At 69.6% G+C, this 12,072-nt stretch carries 10 protein-coding genes; 2 read left to right on the forward strand and 8 right to left on the reverse strand.

Translation table 11 applies throughout. The features are described from left to right. The 4 genes from AB0H43_RS14895 to AB0H43_RS14910 form a co-directional block, all read right to left on the reverse strand. On the reverse strand, nucleotides 1-4,583 hold a 4,583-nt coding region (locus AB0H43_RS14895), incomplete at its 3' end, for a LamG-like jellyroll fold domain-containing protein (protein ID WP_359999884.1). Nucleotides 4,584-4,730: 147 nt separating this feature from the next. Further along, entirely contained in the window at nucleotides 4,731-5,465 is a 735-nt protein-coding gene (locus AB0H43_RS14900; protein ID WP_359999885.1) for a methyltransferase domain-containing protein, read from the reverse strand. Nucleotides 5,466-5,505: 40 nt separating this feature from the next. After that, nucleotides 5,506-6,117, reverse strand: a complete 612-nt coding sequence (locus AB0H43_RS14905; protein ID WP_359999886.1) for a hypothetical protein — start codon at nucleotides 6,115-6,117, stop codon at nucleotides 5,506-5,508. A gap of 22 nt (nucleotides 6,118-6,139) precedes the next feature. Next, nucleotides 6,140-6,571, reverse strand: coding sequence for a winged helix-turn-helix domain-containing protein (locus tag AB0H43_RS14910; RefSeq protein WP_359999887.1), 432 nt, complete (start codon nucleotides 6,569-6,571; stop codon nucleotides 6,140-6,142). Nucleotides 6,572-6,692: 121 nt separating this feature from the next. On the opposite strand from AB0H43_RS14910, the gene AB0H43_RS14915 reads away from it, so the two are divergent. Continuing rightward, a complete protein-coding gene (locus AB0H43_RS14915) occupies nucleotides 6,693-7,256 on the forward strand; it encodes a histidine phosphatase family protein (RefSeq protein WP_359999888.1) in 564 nt (187 codons plus the stop codon). Nucleotides 7,257-7,264: 8 nt separating this feature from the next. On the opposite strand, the gene AB0H43_RS14920 is transcribed toward AB0H43_RS14915, so the two are convergent. Then, nucleotides 7,265-7,906 (reverse strand): VOC family protein, encoded by a 642-nt coding sequence (locus AB0H43_RS14920; RefSeq protein ID WP_359999889.1) that lies wholly within the window; start codon nucleotides 7,904-7,906, stop codon nucleotides 7,265-7,267. Between the two features lie 244 nt (nucleotides 7,907-8,150). Here AB0H43_RS14920 and AB0H43_RS14925 point away from each other — a divergent pair, with 244 nt between their 5' ends. Then, nucleotides 8,151-9,236: an NAD(P)-binding domain-containing protein gene (locus AB0H43_RS14925; RefSeq protein ID WP_359999890.1), complete on the forward strand. Its 1,086-nt coding sequence runs from the start codon at nucleotides 8,151-8,153 to the stop codon at nucleotides 9,234-9,236. Between the two features lie 66 nt (nucleotides 9,237-9,302). Here AB0H43_RS14925 and AB0H43_RS14930 read toward each other — a convergent pair whose 3' ends face one another. From AB0H43_RS14930 to AB0H43_RS14940, 3 genes are read right to left on the reverse strand one after another with little or no spacing between them, the layout of a single operon-like run. Further along, the gene (locus AB0H43_RS14930) at nucleotides 9,303-9,818 is read right to left on the reverse strand and encodes a hypothetical protein (RefSeq protein WP_359999891.1); all 516 of its coding nucleotides are present in this window, start codon (nucleotides 9,816-9,818) and stop codon (nucleotides 9,303-9,305) included. Between the two features lie 28 nt (nucleotides 9,819-9,846). Continuing rightward, nucleotides 9,847-11,199, reverse strand: coding sequence for an NAD(P)/FAD-dependent oxidoreductase (locus tag AB0H43_RS14935; RefSeq protein WP_359999892.1), 1,353 nt, complete (start codon nucleotides 11,197-11,199; stop codon nucleotides 9,847-9,849). A 9-nt stretch (nucleotides 11,200-11,208) separates the two neighbouring features. Further along, nucleotides 11,209-12,051: an HAD hydrolase family protein gene (locus AB0H43_RS14940; protein ID WP_359999893.1), complete on the reverse strand. Its 843-nt coding sequence runs from the start codon at nucleotides 12,049-12,051 to the stop codon at nucleotides 11,209-11,211. Nucleotides 12,052-12,072 lie beyond the last annotated feature (21 nt).

Genomic DNA, 12,072 nt, shown 5'->3' on the forward strand with positions numbered 1-12,072 from the left:
TCGTTGCGCAGATCGCCCGGCGACGCCGCGTTCAAGTAGTAGGTGTAGTAGACCGTGGAGCACTTCCCGGCCGACCGGTCCTGGCAGGTCTGCTCGGAGATCGTGTTACCGCGGGCGTCGTGCTCGCTGGTGGTCACGTTGCCGTTCGGGTCGGTGACCGTCCGCAGGTAGCCGTCCTTGTACCCGTAGGTGGTCTGGCGCTGCTGCGTACCGTCGGCCCAGATCTCCGCGACCTGCCGGTTGCCGTTGTTCACGTCGTACAGATAAGTCGTCGTGGCGTTCAGCGGATCGGTCACCACGATCTTCTTCGCCAACGCCGCCCCGGCCGCGTCCGCCGACGCGTTCTTGCTCGCCGCCACCTGATCGGCGACCTGCGCCGCGGTCAGCTGCGTCTTGTAGAACGCGAACTCGCCGATCGACCCAGGGAAGTAGCCGACACTCGCAGTGCTGTGCGACGGCCAGTTGCCCTCCCATCGGCCCGCACCCACATAGGCGTACGCCGCGCCGGTCGTGACGACTGGGGCGTTCAGCGTCCCCACCACCGCGCCGTCCAGGTACAGGCTCTGCGTGTTGACGCCCGCGGCGAGCACGACGTGGTGCCACTTGCCGTCGGCCACCGAGGCCGCGCTCGTGATCCGGGTGGTCGCGGTCCCGGTCCAGAGTCCCCCGCGCAGCTTGCCGTCCACGCCGACATACAGCGCCGGCGTCCACCAACTGCCGGTCAGATCACTCAAGGGCATCCCCTGGTACGCGTAGAGCACGCCGCCCGCCGTGGAGCCCGAGGGCATGCTGAACCACATCGAGATGGAGTTCGGGCCCGTTGTCGGAATCTCCGCGGCCGGTAGCTCCACGTATGAGGAGGTGCCGTTGAACTTGGCCGCCGTCGCGTCGGCGAACGGGCCGGCGGAGCCGAGCGTCACCGTGTTGTAGGTGCCGACCCCGCCACCGACCTCGTTCACCGCCTCGGAGACGCCGGTCTCGTTCATCCGCAGGTAGTCGGCCGGGCCGCCGGACAGCACCGACGCCGCGTAAATGTTCGACGAGCCCGACACCGTCGACGAGCTGATCTTCCAGGTGCCGTTGTGTTCGTCGATCACCTGCGTCACGATGCCGCTGACCGGGTCGTAGGTGATCTGAGCCGCCGTCGCACCCGACGGGCGGACGATCTTCGTCAACGGGTGCGCGGCCACCGAGGCCGCGCCGCGCAGGCTCGCCACATCGGCGGCGGTCAGCGTCCGGTCGAACAGCGCCACGTCGGAGATCGATCCGGTGAAGTAGTTCGCGTACCCCTGACTCGACGTGCTCGACTGGTGCGACTGATCCGGCCAGGCGCCGCCGAGGAAGCCCGCCCCAACGTACTCATGCGTAGCGCTGTACGCGTCCACCAGCGTGATCAGCCCGCTGCGGGAGCCGACGACCTGCCCGTCGAGGTAGAGCGTCTGCGTGTTTCCCGCCGCCGCCAGCACCAGATGATGCCAAGCTCCGTCGGTCACCGGGTTGGCCGACACGATGCCCGCCCCGACGTCATTGACCCAGAACGCCGCCCGCAACTTGCCGCTGCTGCCGATGTAGATCGCGGGGGTGTAGTTGCCGTCCGTCGTCCCGCCGGTGATCGCGTCCTTCTGATAGCTGAACAGCACGGCATCCGGCGTGGTCGTCTTGAACCACATGCTCAAAGACTGATAGCTGGCCGCCGTCACGAGCTTGCCGGGCACCTCCACATACGACGAGGTCCCGTTGAACCCGGCGGCCGTGGCTGAGGATCCGGGCAGCGGGCCGGCCTGACCCAAGGCGGCGTTCGCATAGGTCGCCGCATCCGTCCCGGCGTTGTCGAGGACGTCGCTGGTCGCCTTCACCGCGCCGGCCGGCTCGGACAGTCGCCAGTAAGAGTGCGGACCCGCATCCAGCAATGCCGTCGGGTACTGCGATCCGGTGCCGTACTCGTAGGTCGTGCAGTGCGTGGCGTCGGTCGGCGGGCACACCTTCGTCAGCTGGTCGCCGCTGTACGCGTACGACCAGGTGGCAACGGTGCTGGCGTCCCCGGCGGTGGCCGGGTCGGTGAACACCGTGGCGACGTGCGCCTTGCTCGCCCCCGCGGGCGTCGACCACGTCAGATGCAGCGCCCGCCCGGAAGCCGACGTGATCGTCTCCACCTGACCCGACGCGTTGTACGCCAACGTCAGCGTCCGCCCGGCCGCGTCGTTGATCGCCGTGATCGCATAGACCGCGTCGATACCGGCCGTGCCCGCGACCTGCCGGGTGAACAGATACGTCGTGCCGTCCTTGTCCACCAGCGAATAGCCGCCGGTGACCGCGGTGAACACCGAATAGCGACCGGACGGCGGGTTGAAGCTGCCGTCGGCGTTACGCCCGAACGCGACCTCGACGCCGGTGGGATACGTGATCACCGCCGTCTTCGCATTCGCCACGGCGTACCGCTCGGTGACGCTCGCATCCACCACTGTGGACCAACCGGCCCCGAACGCCAGCCCGGTACGCGGATCCCGGCTGTTGTACGACCGCTGCACCGCCAGCGCCGGACCGACCGTGGCCACCTGGGCGTCCATCGCCTCCGTCGTGTAATTGCCCGCACTGGGCTCGAACCCGCGACCGCCGCCGTCCTGCGACAGCCCGGACGTCACCAGCGGCTGCGGCGGCGGCGTCGACAACGGGAAGTAGTACGCCACGTTCAACGGATCCGGACTCGTCGCCCAGCCGTCGTACGACACGACCCACCAGTAGTACGTCTTCGACCACTGCAACTTGCCGTCCGGCACCGTCCAGCTCGACGACGACGTCCAGCCCGAGGTGGCCACCAGCGCACCCGACGCGTCGTTGACCTTGTAGTTGTACTGAACCGCCGCCTTCGGCCACACATCCGGGTCGTGGCCCTTGGCCAGCAGCTCCGGCGTCAGCGTGGTCGCCTGATAGTCCCGCGGCGGGTACTGCGAGTCGATCTGCGGAGCGATGTTCGGGGTGTAGGTCACCGACAGATACGGCGCACACGTGTGCCCGTCACACACCGCCCCGGACGGCCCGTTCCGCGACGTGAACCGCTTGAAGTCCGTCGTCTCGGTCTGCGAGGCGGAGAGGCCCAGACCATTGTTGGTCAACGTCCCGTTCAGCCAGCCGTCGAGGGTCGCCTTGGTCAACGGCACCGTCACCCACGAACCCACAGCCCGGTTGCCCGCCGTGTTGGCACACGCCTCCGAGTAGTTCGTCGGGGTCGCGGTGCCGATCTGCGAGCCGAAGGCCGGGCCGGTGTAGCTCACGCTGCCGTACCGGACCGTGCTGAACGACCACGGCTCGGTGATCGGATGCACCGTGAACGGCTGCGCCGAGCAGCTGCCCTGCCACGTGAGGAACAGCTTGAGGCTGGCCGACGTGATCCGCAGCCCGGCGAAGGTGGCGGCGAAGTCGGTCGAGGTCAGCAGACCTTTGCCACGGTGGCCGCCGGCGTCCCAGGTGCCGACGGCGATGTCGTCGTCAGCAGAGTGGTCGATGTCGTTCCCGTAGTACACGTAGGTGTCGCCGTCCACGGTCAAGTCGGCCGTCGGGTCGATCGTCACCGGGTAGACGCGGGCCGGATCGTCGAGCCACTTCGTGTCCGCGGTGACCTTCAGCGCCACGGCGCCGTCGGCCTGGACGAGTTCGTAGCGCACGGCGTTCGAGGTCGTGAACTCACCGGTCGCCCGATCGAACCTCGAATCGTGCATCAGACCCGGCGGAATACGGCCCTTGACCGTCCCCTTCTCGTCGGCGAGCACCACACCGCCGCTGTCGTCCAGCGCCGGCGTAAGCCCGCTCAACCGCAGCGGAAACACCCACTCGGTCATGCTGCCCCGCTCCCGCAGGACGATCGACTCCTTGACCCCGCTCTCCCGCGACTCCAGCACCAGATCCGTGCCCGGAAACACGCCGGGATAGGTCACCGCGTACGCCCCGGCCTGCGCCGGAACCGCAGCCGCACCCAGCAGCGAATAACCGAACCCGAGACCGTCGAACGACGCCGAGACGATCTGCCGGTCGTCAGCCCGCTTCGCAAACTGCAAACCCAACCGGTTCGCCCGCTGCCCCAGCCGATCCCCACCCGCCGTCAGGCGGGCGTCGATCTTCTGCCAGGCGCCCTTGCCGTCCTGGTAGTTGACCGTGCTCTGAGACACCTCGCGCGTATAGCTGCCGTCCGGATTCGCGAACAGATCCGAGCCCGCAGTCGAGTCCTCGGCCCTCCGCGTACTGCGGCCGGGTGCGTACCCCTGAATGCCCGGTGTGGTCAGGCGCTGGACCTTGCCGTCCTGCCGTTCGGCGGGCGTCTTGTCCGGAGCCCGGCCCGCCCCACCGGACGCCTTCGTGTCGGCGTACCCGACGTAGTGACCCTTCCCGGCCGCCGACCCACTCTCCTGCGCCGGACCGACCGGATGGCCGTCGGCGAAGGCGGACGGCGCGGTCAACCACGACCACAACCAGCTCACCTTCAGATCCACCGGGCCGAAGATCGTCGCAGGCTGCGGAGTGGCGGTGACCAGCAGCATCACTGCGGTCAGGAGGAATCCCGCGAGGACACGAGAGCGGCGGCGATCCATGGCGGACTCCTCTCAACACAACTCCGGGTGGGAGCTGACTGGGAGTCTCCTTCATGGATTTCTCTTTGGCAATACCTGTATGTACCGGTAACGCATCGCCGCACGACAATGCCTACGACCGCCGGCCGACGGGCCGTCCGCCGAACCTCAGCGCGCGCGACGCCCCAGGTTCAGCGTCGTCTCCAGACGCAGATGAACGACTCCACCGATGCCGTCCACGGCCGCGCGCAACTCCGCCAGCAGGCTCTGCTGCCGCTCGGGCGTGCGCAGCCGGAACGGCGAGAACGTCTCCACCAACCGCAGATAGCGCTCCGTCGCCAGCGGCAGTTCCGAGTCGAACCGGCGCAGCTCAACATCCCGGAACAAGCCGCTGGCCGCGAAGTCGTCGACGATCCACTCCGGACGCCGATCCGGATAGGACTTCCCGTCGGCGGCGAACACCGCGTCCAACGCCGCCTGCTCGGCCGGATCCACGTACGCGTGCTTCCGGCCGATCAGCGCGATCACGCCGTCCGCCTGGAGCAGGCCATGAGCCCGGCCGCAGCGGGTCGCCGGATCGAGCAGATGCCAGACCAGCGTGCCCGCCAGCACCGGCACCGGCACCGGCGGCGCCCAGCTCTCGAAATCCGCGCTGACCACCTCAGCCTGCGGGAACTTGGCCCGCAGATGCTCGGCCATCCGCGGATCCGGCTCGACGCACAGCATCGGCGCACCCAACCGGCTGAACAACTCGGTGCCCTTGCCGGTCCCCGCGCCGATCTCCGCGACCAGCTCCGGCGTACCACCTAGATAGGCCGCCAACGCGTCGGCCATCTCCACCGGATATCCCGGCCGAATGTCGTCATACTGCGCTGCCACTTCACCGAAGACCGTCGTCGCCACGCGCCCATGCTGCCACAGCGCGCACCAGGCCCATCGCAGGTCAGCGACGACGCCAATACCCGGCCACCGGCTGGCCGTCCCGCTCATGCGGCTCCACCCACACCTGCCCCGAACTGCCCAAGGTCAACGCCGGCCGATGCACCGGGCCACGCTGCCGGGGCACCACCACCCGGCGGACGAAACCGCGTACGGCCATCGACGCCGCCACCTCCGGCAGCCGCTCGGCCCAGTAGTCCCCCACCTCACCGGACAACCCCGCCGCCGCCTCCGACAAGTCCGAGATCACGCGCTCGGTGCTCAGCTCCGGGCGTACGTGGGCGAGCAGGATCAACCCCTCCTCCACCTGCAACGGCGTCCGCAGCTCCACCTGCCGCAGATCGGCCAGCCGCTCGGCCGACTCCGTCCACAGCAGATGGACGAGCACGTCGTCGGCCGACGCGACAGCCATCCCGGCCACCGTCACCGGCTCCCGCAACAGACTGCCCACCGGCACGCACACGACCTCGTCGCACACCCGATGCCGCAGTTGCACCGCCAACGCCGTCCCGCCGGAGATCACCAAGTCGCTGCCCTCGGTCGCGAGCGCACGCCACCGATACGCCGCCTCCAGCGTCAGCACACCCCGCAACCAATGCGGCAACCGCTCCGTCATGCCACGTCCACGCCACGCGAAATCATGCCGCTTGCATTCCCCGCGACTCGGGTGGGCGAACCTCCCGGAGCAACGGCCGCAACTCCAGCCATCGCGGGTGCAGCACATCCGCGTGCATGGCTCCGTCGCGTACCACGATGAAACCGGCCGCGAGCAGCGCCTTCACCGCGGCGCTGGCGGTGGCCGGAGCCAAGCCGCACGCCTCCGCGACCGCGCGCGCGGACACCAACCCCCGCGGACGCAGCGACAACTCCGCCAGGACGCGCATCTGCGAGCGCGGCAGCGGACCGCCCGCGTCGACGCCCAGCTCAGCCCGCAGCGCCTCCTCGTCCTCCAGGGAGAACAGCCAGCCGCTCGCGTCGAGGCGGCCCACCCCCAGGCGGCGCGCGGCGGACACGACCCGTCGCCGCGACGTCCCGAGACGGCGCGCGACCTGCTCCGGAGTCGCGTCCATCTGGCCACGATAAGCGGTCTTCGCCACAAGGTCACCCGCTCAACGTCTCGTAAGCCGTCCTAGGAGACTATTCGTTTCAGGTCAGACGCATGACACGCCCAAACACGGTTTGATGGAAGGTATGCGGGAGATCGTCCTCGTGCGGCACGGACAGACCGAATGGTCCGCGAACGGCCGCCACACGTCCGTCACCGACCTCGACCTCACCCCGGAGGGCGAACGCCGGGCGCGCGCGCTCGGCGCACGGCTGGCCGGGCGGTCCTTCGCGCTCGTGCTCTGCAGTCCCCGGAAACGCGCGCAGAAAACCGCCGAGCTGGCCGGGATCGGCCCGCTCGACATCGACGACGACCTGGTCGAGTGGAACTACGGGGAATACGAGGGCAAGACCACCCCCCAGATCCGCGAACACGACCCCACCTGGACGGTGTGGACGGGCACGACTCCGGGCGGCGAGACGGCGGCACAGGTCGGCGCGCGCGCCGACCGGATCCTCAACCGCGTACGCCCGATTCTGGCCGGCGCGGACGTCTGCCTGGTCGGTCACGGTCACCAGTTGCGGGTGCTGACGGCGCGCTGGCTCGGGCTGCCACCGCAGGACGGGGAGAAGTTCAAGCTGGAGACGGCGACGCTGAGCGTCCTGGGCTTCGAGCGGGAGGCGCCGACCCTGGTGACGTGGAACGCCTGATCACCTTGTCAGTCGCGGCCCTGCCAGGTCGTGACGCAGGCTTCGTTGCCCTCGGGGTCGGCGAGCACCCAGAAAGCGGGCGCCTCCGCGTCGTAGACGAGCCGGCCGCCCGCGGCGACCGCGGCCGCCATCCGGGCCGGGGCCACGTCATGCGGCACGGTGACGTCGAGGTGGATGCGGTTTCGTTGCGGGCGCGGCGCGTCCATCTGCTGGAACCATATCGGTGGGCTCTGCCGGTCGGGGTCGCTCAGCGATCCGTCCTCGTCTTGGGCGTACGCCAGCAGCGCCTGCCAGAACGGGCGGACCGCGTCGATGTCCAGGGCGTCGATGGCGTATTCGAGGACTTGGCGCACCCCCGGACGCGTACGCCCGCCGACGGCGGCGGTGATGCGCCGGGCCAGTTCGACGTCGACCTCGGTGACCCACTGCGTGCTTTGTGACTGCACGGCGAGCAGCACCTGATCACGGCGTACGTCGAGCCAGAGGTGCTCGTCGGCGTCCGTCCCCGCCGCGTGGACGACGGTCTGGGCCAGCGCGACCGCCTCGGCCAACGACGCCGCCGGAATCGACGCCCGCAGCGTACGCAGCTGAAACCGCCAGCCGAGGTCGTGGACGGCGTCGGACGCGGCCTGCCGCGAGAGCATCTCCATGCGCCGCATCCTGCCAGCGGGGTCCGACAACGACTCGATCCTGCCGGCGGGGTCCGACAACGACTCGCGTAGTCGATCAGGCCCGGCGGGGATCGATCAGGGCGCTGGGGACACGACCGCCGGTCGATCACGACCGAAAGTTCATGATCGCGGGGAAAGGGGCGCGGGGAAAGGGGCGCGGGGAAAGGGGCGCGCGGAAAGCGGGGCCGGTGGAGAGAGGGCGGTCACAGGGCGGGATGGGGGCATGAGGCGAGGCGGTTATACGGGCGTGGAGATCGACACGGTCGTCATCGGGGCCGGGCAGGCCGGGCTGTCCAGCGCGTACTTCCTGCGCCATTTCGGCCTCGACTTCGTGGTCCTCGACGCCAACGCCACGCCCGGCGGGGCCTGGCGGCATCGGTCGCCGACGTTGAGCATGGCCGAGGTGCACGGGATCTTCGATCTGCCCGGCTTCCGGTTCGACGCCGCCGATCACCGCGGCTCCGATCCCGCCGCCGACGCGGTGAGCGACTATTTCGCCGCGTACGAGCACCGGATGGAGCTTCCGGTCGTCCGCCCGGTCACGGTGCAGTCCGTTCGCCGGGATGCGGACCGCCTCGTCGTCTCCGACGGCGCCGGCGAGTGGGCGGCCCGTGCGGTGGTCAACGCGACCGGCACCTGGACCCGCCCGCACTGGCCGTACTACCCCGGCGCGGCCGGCTTCCAGGGCCGTCAGCTGCACTACGCCGACTATCGGGGTCCGGAGGAGTTCGCGGGACGCCGCGTCGTCGTGGTCGGCGGCGGCAACTCCGCCGTCCACGCGCTGTCCGATCTGGCCGGAGTCGCCGCGCAGACCATCTGGGTCACTCGCCGCCCACCGGTCTTCCACGAGGGCGAGTTCACGCCGGACACCGGCCGCGCCGTCGTGGCCGAGGTCGACGCGCGGGTCCGCGCCGGTCTGCCGCCGCAGAGCGTCGTCAGCGTCACCGGGCTCGGTTACACCACAGTGGTACGCGCAGCGCTGGCGAAGGGTGCGTTGCACCGGTTGCCGATGTTCACCCGGATCACCGCGTACGGGGTCGAGTGGGCCGACGGCACGTCGGCGGAAGCGGATGTGATCCTGTGGTGCACCGGATTCCGGGCCGCCCTGGATCACCTCGCGCCGTTGAAGCTGCGTGAGCCGGGCGGCGGCATCCGGATGGACGGTACGCGGGTGCTCGCCGAACCGCGGCTGCACCTGGTCGGCTACGGGCCTTCGGCGAGCACGGTCGGCGCCAATCGAGCCGGCCGGGACGCGGCTCGGCAGATCCGGGATCTCCTGCGTACGCCGGAACCCGCCACCGCTGTCTGACACTGGCCCGCGAAGTCGATCACGACCGTTAGTTCATGATCGCGCGGAAAGAACGACGGTGACCGCCTAGTCGCGGTCGGGGCGGCCGCGCTTGGACCGGCGGTGCAACCCCCGCCAGCGTCCGCCTTGCGCCCGGGCGGCGGCTTCGGCCAGCCGGCCCTCGGCGTACCCGATGGTGGTGGCCTTGGGTGTGGTCTTGCGCCAGCGCGTCACGAGCCAGTTCTCGACGGCGCTGGCGAGGTCGGGCCGGGGCTTGTCGGCCCGCACCTGCCAGCGGGAGTGCACCCACCGCTCGACCGCGTGCGAGAGGTCGGCCTGGGCGAGGCGGCGATGCGTGGCCAGCCAGCGTTCGACCGCCAGGGCGTCCTCGCCGCAGGCGCGCACGAACGAGGCGATGATCTCCTCGCCGGGCAGGTGCCCGCGGGACAACGCGTTCGCGATCGTGGCCCGCGGTAGCCGCTCCCCCAGCGCTGTGGCCTTCTCCTCCAGCTCGCGATAGCTGAGCTGCGCCCGCTCCCGCAGGGCACGGAGGGCCGCCACGAACTCGGCCGGCGTGCCGATCTGCGCGACATCCGTCGACATGCGCCGCCCCATACCCACTTTCACGGTCTCAAACGTCATCCGAGCCGTGATCGGACGACTTTCCAAATCGCGCGTAGACCGGATTACCGTACTCGGACATGGCTCGGCGGGCGAAGACCTGCTGGATACTCGACACTCGCTCGGAACGCTTGCGTCCGACGAAGCTAATCGCCCAGTGCACCAAGGTGATCAAGCGGTTCTTGAAGCCGACCAGGTAGATCAGGTGCACGACCAACCACAGGACCCAGCCGACGAATCCGCTGAAGCGCAGGTGCCCGATGCTGGCGACGGCGGAGAACCGGGAGATCGTCGCGAGGCTGCCCTTGTCGCGGTAGTGGAAGGGTTTGCCGGGTGACTGACCCTTGACCCGGCGGATGATCTGCTTGGCGGCGTACTTGCCGCTCTGGATCGCGACCTGGGCGACCCCGGGCAGCTTGTCCAGCGACATCATGTCGCCGATGGCGAAGATCTCCGGATGACCGGCCACTGTGCAGTCCGGGTTGACGAGGATGCGCCCGGCCCGGTCGGTCGCGCCGCCGGCCGCCTCGGCCAGTTGTCGTGACAGGGCGGGCGCGGAGACTCCGGCCGCCCAGATCTTAGTCATCGATTCGATGCGGCGGCGGCCTTCGGGCGTCTCGACTTCGATGCCGGTCTGATCGACCCCGACGACCTTGGTGTTGAGCTGCACGTCGACGCCGATCTTCTCGAGCCGCCGCTGGGCGCGCCCGGAGAGGTGGTCGCCGAAGGTCTGCAGCACCGCGCCGATGGCGTCGACCAGGATGATCTTCGATTTCCTCGGGTCGATGTGGCGGAACTCGCCGCGCAGGGTCCGGTGGGCCAGTTCGGCGATCTGCCCGGCCATCTCGACCCCGGTCGGACCGGCGCCGACGACGACGAAGGTCAGCCACCGTTCGATCGCCTGCGGATCGGTCTCGAGCTCGGCCAGCTCGTACGCCCCGAAGATGCGCCCGCGCAGCTCCAGCGCGTCGTCGATGCTCTTCATGCCAGGCGCGTACTTGCTGTACTGGTCGTTGCCGAAGTAGGACTGGGTGGCGCCGGCCGCCACGATGAGGGAGTCGTAGTCGACGGTGTACTCGGTGCCGGGGGCGACCACCTTCACCTGGCGGTGCTCGACGTCCACCTCGGTCACGTGGCCCATGAGCACCCGGGTGTTGCGCTGACGCCGCAGCACCTCGCGTAGCGGTGGGGCGATCTCACCTTCGGACAGGATGCCGGTGGCGACCTGGTAGAGCAGCGGCTGGAACAGGTGATGCGCGGTTCCGTTGATCAGGGTGACGTCCACGGGCGCGCGACGCAGGGCCTTGGCGGCGAACAGGCCGCCGAATCCCCCGCCGACGACGACCACTTTGTGCCTGTCCATGCCCTTACGCTAGGCCAGATCGGCCTCCGCCGCCTCGAATAAGCCCTGGAGATGGCGTGCGACCCCGTCCGCGTCGTTCGGGCCGACGGTGCCTCCGGCCGCCGCCAGCGCCGCCTCGGTGGCGTTCGCGACCGCGTAGCTCTCGTCCGCGATCGCGAACATCGGCAGGTCGTTGGCGTTGTCCCCGAAACACACCAGCCGGGTCGCCGCGACGTGGTCGCGGATGAAGCGGACGGCGTCCGCCTTGTTGGCCAGCGGGTGGCACAGCTCCAGCCAGGCGTACCCGGGCACGCCCCGGTCCGGGCCGAGATGGGCGTACAGGTCTTCGGGCAGCTCGGCAAGGACCGGATCGATCCGGTCGGGCGTGTCGATCGCGATGACCGTCAGGATCTCCTCCGACAGCGCCTGCTCGAACTCGGTGACCAGCTTGAACCGCTGATCGCCCCGGGCCAGCCGGACCGCGATGAAGTGCTGCTCGCTGGCGTTCTGCCCGCCCAGGTGGTGGATGCGGTGGTGACCGTCGGCGTCGATGGTGAAGACCAGCGGCCGCAGTCCGTGCCGGAGCAGGACGTCGACGGCGGTCACGGCGGTCGCGGGCCGGATCAGGTTGCGGGCCAGCTCCGTCCCGCTCACGGGATCGTAGATGAACACGCCGTTGATGAAGGCCATCGGCAGCCGCAGGTCCAGCTCGCTCAGGACCGGCAGCGCCGTGTACGGCGACCGGGCGGTGGCCACGGTGAACTGCAGCCCCTGACCGATCAGCTCATTGATGATCTTCACCGAGGTCGGGCTGACCGCCGACTCGGGGGTCAGCAGGGTGCCGTCCAGGTCCGTCACGTAGAGCGTCGCCACCGCCTGAGCGTAGCGGGACCG

Source organism: Hamadaea sp. NPDC050747, assembly GCF_040654195.1.
In the GTDB taxonomy this organism is placed as follows: Bacteria; Actinomycetota; Actinomycetes; order Mycobacteriales; family Micromonosporaceae; genus Hamadaea.

What these genes read in the sequence shown, in the direction of transcription:
- AB0H43_RS14905 (WP_359999886.1), bottom strand. Translation starts at nt 6,117, where the DNA reads ATGACGGAGCGGTTGCCGCATTGGTTGCGGGGTGTGCTGACGCTGGAG.
- AB0H43_RS14910 (WP_359999887.1), bottom strand. Translation starts at nt 6,571, where the DNA reads ATGGACGCGACTCCGGAGCAGGTCGCGCGCCGTCTCGGGACGTCGCGG.
- AB0H43_RS14915 (WP_359999888.1), top strand. Translation starts at nt 6,693, where the DNA reads ATGCGGGAGATCGTCCTCGTGCGGCACGGACAGACCGAATGGTCCGCG.
- AB0H43_RS14920 (WP_359999889.1), bottom strand. Translation starts at nt 7,906, where the DNA reads ATGGAGATGCTCTCGCGGCAGGCCGCGTCCGACGCCGTCCACGACCTC.
- AB0H43_RS14925 (WP_359999890.1), top strand. Translation starts at nt 8,151, where the DNA reads ATGAGGCGAGGCGGTTATACGGGCGTGGAGATCGACACGGTCGTCATC.
- AB0H43_RS14930 (WP_359999891.1), bottom strand. Translation starts at nt 9,818, where the DNA reads ATGTCGACGGATGTCGCGCAGATCGGCACGCCGGCCGAGTTCGTGGCG.
- AB0H43_RS14935 (WP_359999892.1), bottom strand. Translation starts at nt 11,199, where the DNA reads ATGGACAGGCACAAAGTGGTCGTCGTCGGCGGGGGATTCGGCGGCCTG.